The organism is Collimonas fungivorans (assembly GCF_028292705.1).
In the GTDB taxonomy this organism is placed as follows: Bacteria; Pseudomonadota; Gammaproteobacteria; order Burkholderiales; family Burkholderiaceae_D; genus Collimonas; species Collimonas fungivorans_B.
Window position 1 is genome coordinate 1 of record NZ_JAQGLV010000097.1, and the last position, 16544, is coordinate 16544.

At 59.5% G+C, this 16544-nt stretch carries 12 protein-coding genes; 5 read left to right on the forward strand and 7 right to left on the reverse strand.

Features of this window, described 5'->3' with window-relative positions; genetic code table 11:
* Nucleotides 1-35 precede the first annotated feature (35 nt).
* The 7 genes from JWQ61_RS04880 to JWQ61_RS04910 form a co-directional block, all read right to left on the reverse strand.
* A complete protein-coding gene (locus JWQ61_RS04880; protein WP_304359527.1) occupies nt 36-1802 on the reverse strand; it encodes a cation:proton antiporter in 1767 nt (588 codons plus the stop codon).
* A 170-nt stretch (nt 1803-1972) separates the two neighbouring features.
* On the reverse strand, nt 1973-2509 hold the full coding sequence (gene def / locus JWQ61_RS04885; protein WP_120236671.1) for a peptide deformylase: 537 nt from the start codon (nt 2507-2509) through the stop codon (nt 1973-1975).
* A 19-nt stretch (nt 2510-2528) separates the two neighbouring features.
* Nucleotides 2529-3404, reverse strand: coding sequence for a UTP--glucose-1-phosphate uridylyltransferase GalU (galU, locus tag JWQ61_RS04890; protein WP_304359528.1), 876 nt, complete (start codon nt 3402-3404; stop codon nt 2529-2531).
* The gene (ligA, locus tag JWQ61_RS04895) at nt 3391-5472 is read right to left on the reverse strand and encodes an NAD-dependent DNA ligase LigA (RefSeq protein WP_304359529.1); all 2082 of its coding nucleotides are present in this window, start codon (nt 5470-5472) and stop codon (nt 3391-3393) included. The genes galU and ligA overlap by 14 nt, the downstream gene beginning before the upstream one ends.
* 2 nt (nt 5473-5474) lie before the next feature.
* Entirely contained in the window at nt 5475-6587 is a 1113-nt protein-coding gene (locus tag JWQ61_RS04900) for a cell division protein ZipA C-terminal FtsZ-binding domain-containing protein (RefSeq protein WP_304359530.1), read from the reverse strand.
* 359 nt (nt 6588-6946) lie between these two features.
* Complete coding sequence (gene smc, locus JWQ61_RS04905; protein ID WP_304359531.1) at nt 6947-10477, reverse strand: chromosome segregation protein SMC; 3531 nt, start codon at nt 10475-10477, stop codon at nt 6947-6949.
* A gap of 261 nt (nt 10478-10738) precedes the next feature.
* Nucleotides 10739-11782 (reverse strand): YhcG family protein, encoded by a 1044-nt coding sequence (locus tag JWQ61_RS04910; protein WP_304359532.1) that lies wholly within the window; start codon nt 11780-11782, stop codon nt 10739-10741.
* 324 nt (nt 11783-12106) lie between these two features.
* On the opposite strand from JWQ61_RS04910, the gene dapC reads away from it, so the two are divergent.
* The 5 genes from dapC to dapE form a co-directional block, all read left to right on the forward strand.
* Nucleotides 12107-13321: a succinyldiaminopimelate transaminase gene (gene dapC / locus JWQ61_RS04915; RefSeq protein WP_304359533.1), complete on the forward strand. Its 1215-nt coding sequence runs from the start codon at nt 12107-12109 to the stop codon at nt 13319-13321.
* 113 nt (nt 13322-13434) lie between these two features.
* Nucleotides 13435-14262: a 2,3,4,5-tetrahydropyridine-2,6-dicarboxylate N-succinyltransferase gene (dapD, locus tag JWQ61_RS04920; RefSeq protein WP_211467814.1), complete on the forward strand. Its 828-nt coding sequence runs from the start codon at nt 13435-13437 to the stop codon at nt 14260-14262.
* A gap of 96 nt (nt 14263-14358) precedes the next feature.
* On the forward strand, nt 14359-15504 hold the full coding sequence (locus JWQ61_RS04925) for a PilT/PilU family type 4a pilus ATPase (protein WP_304359534.1): 1146 nt from the start codon (nt 14359-14361) through the stop codon (nt 15502-15504).
* A gap of 27 nt (nt 15505-15531) precedes the next feature.
* Nucleotides 15532-15885 (forward strand): ArsC family reductase, encoded by a 354-nt coding sequence (locus JWQ61_RS04930; protein ID WP_304359535.1) that lies wholly within the window; start codon nt 15532-15534, stop codon nt 15883-15885.
* 58 nt (nt 15886-15943) lie between these two features.
* Nucleotides 15944-16544: succinyl-diaminopimelate desuccinylase (gene dapE / locus JWQ61_RS04935; RefSeq protein ID WP_304359536.1), on the forward strand; the 601-nt coding region annotated here is incomplete at its 3' end.

Consider the following 16544-nt stretch of genomic DNA (forward strand, 5'->3'; position numbering starts at 1 on the left):
GCAAATTCGGAAAACAAAGCCTCGGTTCGCCTACTTCAGTGATTTTCGTCGGGCTGTTGCTCCATCGTTTCACGCAGCGCGATTTGCAGCTTCGAATGCAATTTCACAAAACGTTGCCACAACACCAACACCAGTGCGGCGGCAGCCACCAGCACCAGGATAAGCAGATTGGTGGGCGGCAGGATCCTGCTGCTGAGCGCGGCAATCATCAGCATGATGCCGATGATGGACACCACCGGGATTACTTCGGCGACCACGCGCCGCACTGCGTGGCTGTAGGAACCGGCCCATTCCGGCTTGACGCTGATTTCCGCCAGCAGCATGCTCAGCGCATGCAGTTTGCGATAGGTGGCGATCAGGAAAGGCAGCGAAATCAGCAGCGCGCCGCCCCACACTATGGCGTTCTGCACTTGCGCGTCCGCCACCCAGGCCGACATGCTGTTGCCGAGCGTCTCGGAAAAATAGCCGCCGATGATGAAAATCGCCACCACCAGCGCCAGGTTCACCACCACCTGCATCAGGATGCGGCGGATGATGCGCGACAGCTCGGCGCGGTCACCCTGCGGCTGCAAACTGTCCAGCCAGGTTGAATACATGCCGAACACCGACGCCAGCTTCTGCGGCATGGCCTGCGCCAGGCGGCTGGAAAGCGGATCGGCCAGCTTGATCAGGTAGGGTGTCAGCAAGGTAGTCACGGCGGAAACGGCCACCACGGTCGGATAGAGGAAATCGCTGGTGACTTTCAGGCTGACGCCAAGCGCCGCAATGATGAAGGAAAACTCGCCGATCTGCGACAGGCCCATGCCGACCCGCATCGAGGTGCGGCCATCGTGGCCCGACAGGAAAGTCGCCAGGCCGCAGCTGACCACCTTGCCCAGCACCACGGCCAATGTGATCACACCAATCGGCAACCAGTACTGGGCCAGGATGGAGGGATTGAACAACAGCCCGATGGCGACGAAAAAGATGGCGCTGAACATGTCGCGCACCGGTTCGATCAGGCGTTCGATCTGGTGCAGATGGCGCGACTCGGCCATCACCGCACCGATGATGAAAGCGCCCAGCGCCACGCTGTACTGCATTTTCATGACCAGCAGGCAGAAGCCGAAACACAGGCCGAGCACGGTCACCAGCAGCATTTCCTTGCTCTTGAATTTGGCCACATAGTCCAGCAGGCGCGGTACGACCAAGATGCCGGCCACCAGCGACACGATCATGAACAGCACCAGCTTGCCGATGGTGATCGCGGCGTCGCCGGCGTCCACCGAACCGCTGGTCGCCACCCCGGACAGCAAGGCGATCATGCCGATCGCCAACACATCCTCGACAATCAGGATGCCGAAAATCAGCTGGGCGAATTTCTCGCGCTTCATGCCCAGTTCGTTGAGCGCCTTGACGATGATGGTGGTCGACGATACCGACAGCATGGCGCCGAGGAATACCGCGTCCATCGTCTTCCAGCCGAAATAGATCCCGATCTCGTAACCCACCCACAGCATCAGCGTAATCTCCGCCAGGGCCGCCACGAAAGCCGTGGCGCCGACCTTGCCAAGTTTCTTCAGGCTGAATTCCAGGCCCAGCGAAAACAGCAGGAAGATCACGCCCAGTTCAGCCAGGATCTGGATCGTGCGTTCATCCGTGATCAGCGAAAACGGCGGCGTATGCGGTCCGATGATGACGCCGGCGACGATGTAGCCAAGCACCACCGGCTGCTTGAAACGGTTGAACAGCACCGTCACGACGCCGGCGATCAGCATGATCACGGCCAGATCCTGGATAAACGTTTCTACCGCATGGTGCATGGGTGGGTTTCCGAAGTAAGCAGATTGGAGAGGCGCACAAGCAGCGGCGGCAGGCGCCGCCATGCTTGGCTTTCTTGCAATTATATATTGCCGGCGACAACCGGCATCGCATTCAGCCTCTCAGGGCTGAATGAAAGCTCGCGATTCGGCAGATGCGGAAAAACCGCAAATCAGTCGTCGTGGTTGGGATCCAGCTCGGGGAACAGCACTTCGGTAAAACCGAAGCGGGTGAAATCCTTGATCCGCATCGGATACAAGATGCCGTTCAGATGATCGGTTTCATGCTGCACGACACGCGCATGAAAGCCATCGACGTCGCGGCTGATGGCTGCGCCGGTCTGGTCGAAGCCTTCGTAATGCAGGCTGGTCCAGCGCGGCACCACGCCGCGCAGGCCAGGCACCGACAGGCAGCCTTCCCAGCCGTCTTCGGTTTCGTCGGAAAGCGGCCGCAGCACCGGATTGATCAGCACCGTTTCCGGCACCGCCGGCGCATCCGGATAACGCACGTTGTTCTTGAAACCGAAAATCACCAGCTGCAGGTTGACGCCGATCTGCGGCGCCGCCAGGCCGGCGCCGTTGGCCGCATACATGGTATCGAACATGTCGGCGATCAGCGCTTCCAGTTCCGGCGTGCCGAAGGCAGTGACCGGCTCGGCTTGCCGCAGCAGGCGAGGATCGCCCATTTTCAGGATTTCACGAACGGTCATGGCGCGATCTTCAGTAGGATTATTTGAATTGTTTCAGGTACTCGGCAAACTCCGGACCGGTTTCCGGATGTTTCAGGCCCATCGCCAGCGTCGCCTGCAGGTAACCCAGCTTGGAGCCGCAATCATAACGCTGGCCGGCGTAGCGGTAGGCCAGTACGCGTTCTTTTTTCATCAATGCGGCAATGCCGTCGGTCAGCTGGATCTCGCCGCCGGCGCCCTTGCCCAAACCTTCCAGGCAATCGAAAATACCGTTGGTCAGCACATAGCGGCCGACTACCGCCAGGGTGGAAGGCGCCTGGTCGGGCTGCGGTTTTTCAACGATGCTGTTGACCTTTTCCAGGTCGGTCTTGTAAGCATCGATGCTGACGATGCCGTACTGCTTGGTGTCGGCGCGCGGCACATCCTGCACTGCCAGCATGCTCGACTTTTCGGTGGCGAAGATATCGGTCATCTGCGCCAGCACAGGTTTTTGTCCGGCCGCCACATCCATGAAATCGTCCGCCAGCAGTACCGCAAAAGGATCGTCGCCGACCACCGGACGCGCGCACAGCACTGCGTGTCCCAGGCCGAGCATTTCCGACTGGCGTATGAAAATGCAATTGATGTGCTTGGGAATGACGTTTTGCACCAGCTCCAGCAAACGCGCCTTGCCGGCCGCTTCCAGTTCGGTTTCCAGCTCGTAGGCCTTGTCGAAGTGATCCTCGATCGCGCGCTTGTTGCGGCCGGTGATGAACACCATGTCGGTGATGCCGGCGGCGACAGCTTCTTCCACTGCGTACTGGATCAAGGGCTTGTCGACGATAGGCAGCATTTCTTTCGGCTGCGCCTTGGTGGCAGGTAAAAATCGGCTGCCCAGGCCGGCGACGGGAAATACGGCTTTTCTAATCTTGGTCATGATCGCTTTCTAAAAGAGTGCGGAGTCCGTCCTCATCCAGGATAGGGATGTTCAGTTCTTCCGCTTTAGTCAGTTTGCTGCCGGCCTCAGCGCCCGCGACCACATAGCTGGTCTTCTTGGAAACCGACCCTGTCACTTTGCCGCCAGCCGCCTCAATCATGGCAGCGGCAGCATCGCGCGTCAGAGTCGGCAGGCTGCCGGTCAGCACGAAGGTCTTGCCTAACAAGAACTTGGACCCGCCGGCAGCCGGCAAGTTCTCCGGCCAGTGGATTCCAGCCGCTCGCAACTGTTCGACCAGCTCCCGGTTCAGCGGATCGGCAAAGAAAGCGAGCAATGATCGTGCCACCACAGGACCGATATCGGCAACTTCCAGCAGCTGTTCCTCCGAAGCCTGCAATAAACCGTCGATGTTGCCGAAGTGCGTCGCCAGCTCTTTCGCCGTTGCCTCGCCCACGTGGCGGATGCCGAGCGCATAAATGAAGCGGCCCAGCGTGGTCGACTTCGATTTTTCCAGCGCAGACATGACATTCTGCGCCGATTTGTCGGCCATGCGGTCCAGCGCCGCCAACTTCACCAGGCCCAGCTTGTACAGGTCGGCCGCCGTGTGGATGACGTCGCGATCGACCAGCTGTTCGATCAGCTGGTCGCCCAGGCCTTCGATATCCATCGCCCGGCGCGATGCAAAATGCTGCAAGCCACCCTTGCGCTGTGCCGCGCACTTGACCCAGCCGCCCGAGCAGCGCGCGATGGCCTCATCCTCCAGCTTGACGATGGCAGAGCCGCAAATCGGACACTGGCTCGGCATGACAAACGGCTGCGCGTCCGCCGGCCGCAGTTCCGGCACAAAGGAAACCACTTCTGGAATCACGTCGCCGGCGCGGCGCACGATCACGGTGTCGCCGATATGGATATCCTTGCGCCGCACCTCGTCTTCATTATGCAGGGTGGCGTTGGTCACCGTGACGCCGCCGACAAACACCGGCGCCAGCCGCGCCACAGGAGTGACAGCGCCGGTGCGGCCGATCTGCACTTCGATGCCCAGCACCTGGGTGGTGGCTTCTTCCGCCGGGAATTTATGCGCCAGCGCGAAACGCGGCGCGCGCGACACGAATCCCAAGGTCTGCTGCTGCAGCAGGCGGTTCACCTTGTAGACCACGCCGTCGATTTCGTAAGGCAGTTGCGGGCGCTTGCCGCCGATATCGCGGAAAAAATCCAGCAGGCCGCTGGCGCCCTTGACGACGCCGCGTTCCTTGCATACCGGCAGCCCGAGCTGGCTGTACCAGTCCAGCAGCGCCGAGTGCGACGGCGGCATGTCGGCGCCTTCCAGCATGCCGATGCCGTAGGCGAAAAAGCGCAAGGTGCGCTGCGCCGTGATGCGCGAATCGAGCTGGCGCAAACTGCCGGCGGCGGCATTGCGCGGATTGGCGAATTCTTTCATCTCCGCCTCGCGCTGGCGGGCATTGAGCTTGGCGAAATCGTCCTTGAACATCAGCACTTCGCCGCGCACGTCCAATACCTTGGGCGGATGCTCGGTATGCAGCCGCAGCGGAATCGCACGCACGGTGCGGATGTTGCTGGTGACGTTTTCGCCGGTGGTGCCGTCGCCGCGGGTGGCGGCCTGCACCAGCACGCCGTCTTCGTAGCGCAGGTTGATCGCCAGGCCGTCAAACTTCAGCTCGGCGGCGTACTCGATGTCGCTGTCGGCCTGGGTGTCGAGGCCATCCCTGACACGGCGGTCGAACTCGATGATGTCGTTGTCTTCAAAGCCGTTGCCCAGCGATAGCATGGGTATCGAGTGCGTCACCTGCTCGAACAGCGGCAACGGTGCGGCGCCCACGCGCTGGGTCGGCGAATCCGGCGTATTGAGTTCCGGATGGGCCTGCTCCAGCGCCTGCAATTCACGGAACAGCTGATCGTATTCAGCATCCGGAATCGAGGGATTGTCGAGCACGTAATAGGAATGATTGTGGCGGTTCAGCTCGGCTGCCAGCCAGGCGGCGCGCGAACGCCATTCGGCGGCATCGGGAGCGTTTCCCGGGCCGCCTGCTTGTGATGATAGTGAGGACATGATTAACTGAATAGACGCAAAGCCCGAATCGAGCCGGCTGGAATTTCAGCGGCATCCATTTCACGGTAAAAAGCATCGACCTGGCCGGCGATCTCGGCCAGCTGCACATCAGCCAGAGGCTGGTTGCTGTCGTCGACCAGCACGCCGCCAAGGCGCGCCGCCAGTGAACGTGCGCAGGCCACCATCGCGCCGTAACCGTCGCGGTCTGGCGCCACCCGCGGCACGTCGAGCAGCAAGGTCAGGCGGCTGGTGGTTTCAGCAACCGCGCTGGCATTGGTGGACAAAGAGAACAGCAGGCCGCCCTCGCCGTCCGACATCACCATGCGGCCTTCCGGCCGCGCATCGAAACCCTGGCGGGTCAGCGCCGCCAGCAAGGTGCTGATGGCCCACGGCGCACCGTTGGACTGGATATTCACGCCCAGCTGGGCATCGTGTTCGATCACGAACTGATGCAGGGAGCGCGCGGTGTGCATCACTTCCGACATGTCAGGCAGATCCGGTTCGGCGCCCAGGTCGTCGGCGATCTGGCGCAAGCGGCTGACCAGTTCCGAATATTCGATTTCGTTGAGCGGATTGGTGCGGTTGGCGAGCTGCACTCCGGCCAGCAGGGTGCTGTAGATGCCGCCATGCGCCACCGGCTCCCATTCGCCGTTGGCGTCTTCGCCGATGAAATGGATAGGCTTGTTGCCGACGTGGCGCAAGCTTTGCAGCGCCGGCAAGGCCTTGTCGCCGCGCACCGGGGCTTCCAGCACCAGCGGGATGGCGCAATCGATCAGCTCGTCTACCGGCAGATCCTTGCGTACCGCCTGCGCCGGCGCCGGATTGCCGAGCTGCGGTTCGATTGCCTGCTGCTCGGCGCTCTGCTCCAGATCGTCGCGCGGCAGCGCGTCGGCATCCAGTTCGGTTTCGAACAGCTTAGGTTCATGACGGGGCGGCGCTTCGCCGCTGTCTTTGCCCGGAGCTTTGCCGGGAGTCATCAGGACATCGTCGTGCGATCCGGAAAACGCGCGCTCAACACTCTTCTTGGCTTTGTACTCCTGCCATTTGTTATAGGAAATGACGCCGACAAGAAACGCGCCTCCGATGATAAACAGGCTTGCTTGTAGATCTGTCATTCTGTTGATGCCTTAATAGCCGGCGCTGCCGTGCAAACGGTCAACGGGCTGTGAATTCGCGATTGAAATCGTGGACTGGTCATTGATTGAATCCGAGGAAAAAACACTTCTAAAATAGTTGTCAGTGACCGCGTATATGGTTATTTCTTATTTAAAACCCAAAGTACTCCCCAGCAAAGCCATTTCTTTTTATAAAAACAATACAAGTATTACTGTATATGCCGCCAACGTAAAAATATTGAGACAATTTCTTACAATATATTGCATTACGACCAGAAAATCAGCTTAGTGGGGTCTAAAAAAGTTGTCAAGCTGGCCAAGCATGTCATCTGGGCCAGCTGGAGCCCCCGGTTTTACCCTTAAGCAGCGACGGCGTCGCTGGCGAAACTGCGCGCCGCTTCCATATCGACCGCCACGATCCGCGACACCCCCTGCTCCTGCATCGTCACCCCGATCAGCTGCTGCGCCATTTCCATCGCGATCTTGTTATGCGAAATGAACAGGAACTGGGTATTGGCCGACATCCGCTTCACCATATTGCAGAAACGCTCGGTATTGGCGTCGTCCAGCGGCGCATCGACTTCGTCCAGCAGGCAGAACGGCGCCGGATTCAGCTGGAACATCGAAAACACCAGGGCGGTCGCGGTGAGCGCCTTTTCGCCACCGGACAGCAGGTGGATCGTTGCATTCTTCTTGCCCGGCGGCTGCGCCATGACTTGCACCCCGGAGTCGAGAATTTCGTCGCCGGTCATGATCAGCTTGGCCTGGCCGCCGCCGAACAGGATAGGGAACAGCTCGGCAAAATGGAGGTTGACCTTGTCGAAGGTATCCTGCAGCAGGTCGCGGGTTTCCTTGTCGATCTTGTGGATCGCATCCTGCAGCGTATTGATGGCTTCGGTCAGGTCGGCGTTTTGCGCATCCAGGAAATTCTTGCGCTCGGACGCCTGCGCCAGCTCATCCAGCGCCGCCAGGTTGACCGCGCCCAGGCCTGCGATGGCATTGGTCAGGCGGGTAACTTCACCCTGCAGATACGATGGCCGCATTTCCGCGGTCAGCTTCTCGCTCAGGGCAGCTTCGTCGGCCTGTGCTTCGAGCAGCTGCTGTACGTATTGTTCCTGGTTCAGGCGCGCGGCCTGCTCTTTCAGCTGCAATTCCATGATGCGGTCGCGCTGCGGCTGCAGGCTGCGCTCGGCTTGCAAGCGTGTTTCTTCATGCTGGCGCAAGTTCTGCGATACCTGGTCCAGCTCGTGGCGGGTATCGGCCAGCGCGCGCTCTTGTTCGCTGCGCTTGTCCAGCAAATCCTGCAGGCCGGCTTGCGCCGCCTGGTCGTCCAGGCTTTCCAGCTCCAGATGGCCCTGCTGCATGTTGGCGAACAGCTGCGCCGCCTGCTCCAGCGCGGTAGCGATGCTGCGCTTGAGTTCTTCGATCTTGTTGCGATGGGATTTTTCTGAAAATTCCGCTTCTTGCGCAGCGCGTTCCATTTCGCGCAGGCGTTGGCGCGCATCGTTGAGCTGCTGCTCCTTGCCCAGGAAATCGGTTTGTCCGTCTTCGTGTTTTTCCTGCAGCTCGGCCAGTTCCATGTCGAGCTGTTCGAACTTGGCTTCCGATTCCATCTTGACCTGCTGCTGCTCGCTTTCCTGCGCAGCGATTTCAGCCAGGTCGGCAGCAATCTGCGAGCTGCGCTGGTTGAAACGTTCCTGTAGCTCGGACAACTTCATGACATCGATCTGCAAGCCATGCACCGCCTGGGTCAGGCCGGTATGGCGCAGGCGCATTTCCTGCAGGCGCTGGGTAGCCTGCGACAGCGCTGCTTCGGCGCGCACCGAACGCGAACGCGCTTCGTCGGCCAGCATCTGCTGTGCGCGCAGCTGCTTGGTGATGTTTTCGATTTCCTGCTGGCGCGCCAGCATGCCGTCCTGCTCCGAATCGGAGGCATAGAAACGCACGCCAGTTTTGCTGATCACGTGGCCCTGGCGGGTGACGAAACTGGCGCCCAGCGGCAGTTTTCCGCGTTCGGCGAAAGCCGTCACGGTATCGTCGGCGGCGTAGAAATTGTGCAGCCAGTCCTGCATCAAGACCCGCAAACCCGGATCGTTCAGCTGCAACAGGCTCAGGAAAGGCTTGAGGCCGGCAGGTGTTTCAATATTGTCGGCCGGCGCTATGCCGTTCGGCGAGAACAGGGCCAGTTTGGCCGGCGGCGCATCGTTGAAGAAGGCTTTGGCCCAGTCCAGGTTCGACATTTCCAATGCCGAAGTACGCTCGCGCAGCACCGACTCCAGCGCTGTTTCCCAGCCGCCGTCGATATGCAGCTTTTGCCATAGGCGCGGCAACCCTGCCAGCTCGTGCTTTTGCAGCCAAGGCTGCACCTTGCCTTCAGTCTGCACGCTTTCCTGCAATTGCTTGAGCGCCGTCAGGCGCGCTTCCAGCTGGGCGTTGTTGGCGCTTTCGGTATTGACCTGCTGTTGCGCATTGCGCCGTTCTTCTTCCAGGCGCGGCTGCTGTTCCTGTACTTCTTCCAGCTGCATGCCGACTTCTTCCAGCCCGGCCTGCTTCTCTTCCAGCTGCATGCGCAGATTGGTCAGGTGAGCATTGTCCGGCAGGTTCAAGCCGTTCTTTTCCTGCGCCAGGCGTTCGCGCCGGCTGGCGAGGCCGTTCAGGATATTCGAGGCGTTGCGCTGATGGGTGGATTCGAGTTCGATCTGCTGCTGGATCTGCATGATCTTGCCGCGCGACTCGGTGCTCTTCAGCTGCGCCTCGCGCCAGCTCTGCTCCAGCGCCGGCAACTGGTCGTTGTGATGCTGCGACGCCACTTGCGACTGCTCGACCCGCGCCGCCAATTCTTCCAGGTGCATCTCGGCCTCGACCAGGTCGTCCTGGAACTGGCTGCCCTGGCGCTGCCACTGGTCGCGCTGCGCCGTCAGGGAATTGAGCTGCGATTGCAGGCGGTTGCGCGACTCGATGACAAACTTGATCTGCGCTTCCAGGCTGCCGATTTCCGAATTGGTCTGGTACAGGTGGCCTTGCGCCTGGTGCATGCGGTCGCCGGCGGCGTAATGCGCCTGGCGCATGTGCTCCAGCTCGGTTTCCACATGGCGCAGCTTGGCGGTCTGTTCTTCCAGCTCGAGCTGCGCTTTTTCAATGTCGCGGAAATGTTTTTCCTGCTCAGTCTTGGCTTCGTTCTTGCGCAACAGCCACAGCAGTTTCTGCTTTTCTTCCTGGTCGCCTTGCAGTTCATGGAATTTCTGGGCGACCGCGGCCTGCGACTGCAGCTTTTCCAGGTTGGCGTTGAGCTCGCGCAGGATGTCTTCGACCCGCACCAGGTTTTCTCGGGTGTCGTTCAGGCGGTTCTCGGTTTCGCGGCGGCGTTCCTTGTACTTGGAAACGCCGGCGGCCTCTTCCAGGAAAATCCGCAATTCTTCCGGACGCGCCTCGATGATGCGCGAGATCATGCCCTGGCCGATGATGGCGTAAGCGCGGGGGCCGAGGCCGGTGCCCAGGAAAATGTCCTGGATATCGCGCCGGCGCACCGCCTGGTTGTTAATGTAGTAAGTGGAAGTGCCGTCGCGCGTCAAAGTGCGCTTGACGGCGATTTCGGCATACTGGCTCCACTGCCCGGCGGCTTTGCCGAGACTGTTGTCGAACACCAGTTCGACCGAAGAGCGGCCAGCCGGCTTGCGGTGCGAGGAACCGTTGAAAATGACGTCCTGCATCGATTCGCCGCGCAGCTCGGAAGCCTTGGATTCTCCCAAGACCCAGCGCACCGCATCAATGATATTGGACTTGCCGCAACCGTTAGGTCCCACCACGCCGACCAGCTGGCCGGGGACCTGGAAATTGGTTGGATCGACGAAAGACTTGAATCCTGATAATTTAATGGAGGTTAGACGCACGTTATCGACTGTTCTTATCAAAGTCGGCGAAAAAGCAGCCGCCACACTTCACACTATAAAAACGAGGAAAAACCTCGCAGGAGGTCGACATCATAACATTCCGCCCTGCCATATATGCGATATGGATGGCGATCACAAGCGCGAAATGTGATTGTTACCTTAGTGTTAATCAGGTGGAAGGAAGGTCATTTCTTGATGGGGAAACGAATTGCACCGGTGTCCCGCCGCCGGCATGGACGGCATTTTCAGGATTGACGCCGGTCAGGCATGCTTCTCCAGGCTCTCCAGCCGCTGGCGCGCCTGCTCGACCGAAAGATTGAGGCGTGCCTGCAGCACTTCGCGCGGGGGCAGCACGGTCACATATTCGGCCACATGGATTTCGCTCTTGTTCAGCTCCAGCAATTCGATCTGCTCTTGCTTCTTGCCGGTGCACAGGATGATGCCCAGCGGCGGATTTTCGTCCGGCTCCTGTTCGAATTTCGACAGGTAACGCAAATAAAGCTCCATTTGCCCTTTATATTCAGCCTTGAAATCGCCCAATTTCAGTTCGACGGCAATCAAACGCTTGAGCTTGCGGTTGTAGAACAGCAAATCGATGTAAAAATCATCCTGGTCTATCTGCAGGCGTTTCTGCCGTTCCACAAACGTGAATCCCGCTCCCAGCTCCAACAGGAATTGCTCCATCTCGCGCAGGATGGCATCTTCCAGATCTTTTTCCAGATAACGATCCTGCAGCCCGAGAAAATCCAGCAGGTAGGGGTCTTTCAATAAAAAAGCCGGGAGTACCTGCCCCGTCTGTCGCAGCTGGGCCACTTCATGCGCAATGATTTTGTCCGGCTGTTTCGACAGCGTGCTGCGTTCAAACAGCATGGCATTCATGCGCTCCTGCAACTGTCGCGAGGACCAATGTTCAAGCCGGCACAGCTCGATGTAAAAACTGCGCTTCAGCTCGTCGTCGATATAGATCAGCGCCTTGATATGGGTCCAGCTCAAATCTCTCCGCAGTGCGGTGACAATGTCCTCGTCAGGCATAGTCTCTGCAAAGCGGAGACAATGGCGCAGCTGCTTTTCGCTCCAGCCACGGCCGTAGGAAGCGGTCAATTGAGCAGCCAGGTTCCGCAGGATCTGGTGACCGTATGCAGCCCGTTTCCCGCCCAGCACTTCAGCATGGATACGCCGCCCTACCTGCCAATACAACGAGCTCAGTTCGGCGTTGATAGTCTGCACCGCGCGCCGGCGGGCGGTGTCAATCAACTGCCGGATATCGGCAATCAGTGCGGCATCGCTAAGTGCAGGGGAAATCATGGCAAGTCTGGCTGATATGTGACGCACCTGGCTTCCGGCAGACTTCGGCTGTCGGATAAACTCACGGCGCTGGTAAAAAGCGTGACAAAAGCGGCGAAAACCCAGTCTATCGAATTTTATTTATTGCATGGGAAACAACGCGGCAAAATAAGGCCAATGCTTATATTTCAAGTTGTCAGTGACGGCCAGGCCAAATTTGCCCCCTGCCCGGGCAGAAGTCAGCCATTTCTGACGATCAGAGCCGGACTTCTGTATATAATGCAAACAGCGTAATCATTGCGATTCCACCCATTTCACCTTTGTTATTCATCCGTTACTAAACACGTGAATCCATTACTAGACCGGCTGCAGCCGTATCCGTTTGAAAAACTGCGCGCCTTGTTCGCCGACGTCACGCCCAATCCTGCGTACAAGCCCATCAGCCTGGGAATAGGCGAACCCAAGCATCCGACGCCGAAATTCATCCAGCAAGCCCTGGCCGACAACCTGAACGGCCTCGCGAGCTATCCCAGCACCATAGGCGCCGAACCCTTGCGGGCGGCGATTGCCGGCTGGCTGGAGCGCCGCTACGGCCTGCAGCCGCTCGATCCGGCCAGCCAGATCCTGCCGGTCAACGGCTCGCGCGAGGCGCTGTTTGCGCTGGCGCAGACGGTGGTCGATCCGGCCCAGCAAGATGCGCTGGTGATGTGTCCCAATCCGTTTTATCAAATTTATGAAGGCGCGGCCTACCTGGCCGGCGCCCAGCCGTATTTCGTCAATTCCGACCCTGCCCGCAACTTCGCCCCGGATTACCGCAGCGTGCCGGACGATGTCTGGCCGCGCGTCAAGCTGCTGTACCTGTGCTCGCCCGGCAATCCGACCGGCGCCGTGCTGTCGCTGGAAGACTGGAAAGAATTGTTTGCGCTGTCGGACCGCCACGGTTTCGTGATCGCGGCCGACGAATGCTATTCGGAGATTTATTTCAAGCCGGAAGCGCCGCTGGGCGGCCTGCAGGCGGCCCACATCCTGGGCCGCAGCGCGGGTCGTAGCGGGTATCCGCGCCTGATCGCCTTTTCCAGCCTGTCGAAGCGTTCCAACGTGCCGGGCATGCGCTCCGGCTTCGTCGCCGGCGACGCCGCCATACTGAAGAAATTCCTGCTGTATCGTACTTATCACGGCGGCGCCATGAGCCCGCCGGTGCAAGCGGCTTCGGTCGCCGCCTGGAACGACGAAACCCACGTCGTCGAAAACCGCGCCAAATACATGGCTAAATTTCAACAAGTCACCCCGGTGCTGCAAACCGTGCTGGACGTGGCGCTGCCCGACGCCGGCTTTTACCTATGGGCCAAGGTCGACAAGTTAGCGACAATCTCCGATACCGACTTCGCCAAGCGGCTGTATGCCGAATATAATGTAACGGTATTGCCCGGCAGCTATCTGGCGCGCGACGCCCATGGCAGCAATCCGGGCCGGCAACGCATCCGCATGGCGCTGGTAGCCGAAGTCGAGGAATGCCTGGAAGCGGCGCAACGCATTGCAGCGTTTTGCCGTGGCCTCTAGCCTGCGACTTTGAGCGGCAGCAGCCTGATCCTACGTATTGCGCCATGACGATGTGCTACTAAGCCTCTTCATGGTCAAATCCATGTTTTTAAACTTTCATTCAACGAATAATCATGACTCAATCTTTGCAAGCATTTATCGACCAGGCCTGGGAACAGCGCACCGAATTCTCACCTAAGACAGCGCCGGCCGATGTCCGCGAAGCCGTCGCCAAGGTCATCGCCGAACTCAACCAGGGCACATTGCGCGTCGCCGAAAAAACCGACGGCAACTGGGTGGTCAACCAATGGATCAAGAAAGCCGTGCTGCTGTCGTTCCGCCTGGAAGACAACCTGCCTATGCCGGCCGGCGACAACATGCAGTTCTACGACAAGGTCCCGACCAAGTTCGCCAACTACACCGCGGAAGATTTCGCCAAGGGCGGTTTCCGCGTGGTGCCGCCGGCGGTTGCCCGCCATGGCAGCTTCATCGGCAAGAATGTGGTGCTGATGCCGTCCTACGTCAACATCGGCGCTTATGTCGATGAAGGCAGCATGGTCGACACCTGGGCCACGGTCGGCTCCTGCGCCCAGATCGGCAAGAACGTCCACTTGTCGGGCGGCGTCGGCATCGGCGGCGTGCTGGAACCGATGCAGGCCAACCCCACCATCATCGAAGACAACTGCTTCATCGGGGCACGTTCGGAAATCGTCGAAGGCGTGATCGTGGAAGAAAACTCGGTGATTTCGATGGGCGTCTACATCGGCCAGTCGACCAAGATCTATGACCGCGCCACCGGTGAAGTGACTTACGGCCGCATCCCGTCGGGTTCGGTAGTGGTGTCAGGCAGCCTGCCTTCGGCCGACGGCAAATACAGCTTGTATTGCGCGGTTATCGTCAAGCGCGTCGATGCAAAAACGCGCGCCAAGACCGGCATCAACGAACTGCTGCGCGAAGCCTGATTGAGCTGTGACCGGGCTTGACGTATGAAAATACGCAAGCCTGTTGCGATTTCATAATAATAATTTGCACTTTTCTTGCATTGAGGAGTTTTTTTGATGGCAATGGATCGCTTGTTTCATCTGATGCAGGAGAAGGAGGCGTCGGACATGTTCCTGGCGCCCGGTTCGCCGATTCATCTCAAGATCATGGGCCAGATGGTCCCGGTCAACCAGCAGGCGATGGATGACAACACTATCCAGATGCTGTTGAAGGAAGTGCTGTCTGCCGAGCGCTTGCAGGAACTGGAGCGCAACAATGAGCTGAATCTCGGTTTGCCGGTGCCCGGCGTCGGCAGTTTCCGGCTGTCGGCGTTCCGCCAGCGCGGCAGCATCTCGGCCGTGATCCGCTATATTCCGTATGAAATCCCGGCTTTCGAAGAACTGCGCCTGCCGCCTGCCCTGACCGAGCTGATAGGCCGCAAGCGCGGCCTGCTGCTGGTGGTCGGCGCCACCGGTTCCGGCAAGTCGACCACCATCGCCTCGATGCTGGACTATCGCAACAAGACCCAGGCAGGCCATATCCTGACCTTGGAAGATCCTATCGAATTCCTGTTCCACAATCATCGTTCCATCGTCAACCAGCGTGAAATCGGCAGCGACACCACCGATCTCGGCGGCGCCCTGAAGAACGCTTTGCGGCAGGCGCCGGACTGCATCCTGATCGGCGAAATCCGCGACAAGGAAACCATGTCGGCCGCCATGGCCTATGCCCAGTCGGGCCACCTGGTGGTATCGACTCTGCATGCCAACAATACCTACCGCGCGCTGAACCGCATCATCAGCTTTTATCCGCTGGAGAACCGGCCGGCGCTGCTGGAAGACCTGGCGTCGACCTTGGCTGCGATCGTCTCGCAACGGCTGGTCACCACCGTTAGCGGCGAACGCACGCCGGCGGTGGAAATCATGCTCAACACCCGCCACGTTTCCGAACTGATCGAAGAAGACAACATCAGCCAGATCAAGGAAGCGATGGAGAAGAGCCTGGCGCCCGGTTCGCAAACCTTCGAACAAGCGCTGATGCAGTTGATCGATGACGGCATCATCACCCAGGACGAAGCGCTGGCGCATGCCGATTCGCCAAGCAACCTGTACTGGCTGATCAACAACCACACGCCTAGCTCCAAGAAGAATTCGATGCCGACGCTGCCGGAACCGGAACGCGTCGAAGGTGCGACCTTCACCGAATTCACGCTGGACCTGTAAACATCCGCATCACACCGCATTCAATCTATGGCAATTACACTTTACGGCATTCCCAATTGCGACACAGTCAAGAAAGCCCGCACCTGGCTTGAAGACCAAGAGATCGCATATACCTTCCACAATTTCAAGAAAGACGGCGTCAGCGCCGAGCTGATCACGACCTGGCTCAAGGACATCCCCTGGGATACGCTGGTCAACCGCAAGGGCACTACCTGGCGCGGCTTGCCGGAACAGCGCCGCAACGGCATCACCGACGGCATCAGCGCCACTCCCCTGATGCTGGAACTGCCGTCCATCATCAAGCGGCCGGTGCTGTTCACCGGCAAGCAAGCCTATGTCGGCTTTTCGGATGCGCTGTACCAAGAGATATTCAGCCAATAATTCGGCCAACAAGCCTACACAAGAACGCCACACGATAGAAATGCCCAACACAACCACAATGAGCAACGATAGCAAAACCCTGGCGCTGGCCGAACAACTGATTGCCTTGTCGTCCGTCACGCCGCAAGACAAAGGCTGCCAGGCGCTCCTGATCGAACTGCTGGCGCCGCTCGGTTTTGCCTGCGAAACCATCCAGTCGGGCGACGTCACCAACCTGTGGGCGCGCAAAGGCACGACGCGGCCGCTGCTGGTGTTTGCCGGCCACACCGACGTGGTGCCGACCGGTCCGCGCGAACAATGGCAGTCCGATCCCTTCCTGCCCAGCCACCGCGACGGCAAGCTGTACGGTCGCGGCGCGGCAGACATGAAAACCTCGATTGCAGCAATGGTGGTGGCGGTGGAAGAATTCACGCAGGCCCGTCCCGACCATGCCGGCTCCATCGCTTTCCTGATCACCAGCGATGAAGAAGGCCCGGCCACCGACGGCACCGTGGTGGTCTGCGAAAAACTCAAGGCGCGCGGCGAACAGCTCGACTACTGCATCGTCGGCGAACCGACCTCCAGCTCGACGCTGGGCGACATGATCAAGAACGGCCGCCGCGGCACCATGTCCGGCAAGCTCACGGTGAAAGGCATACAGGGCCATATCGCCTATCCGC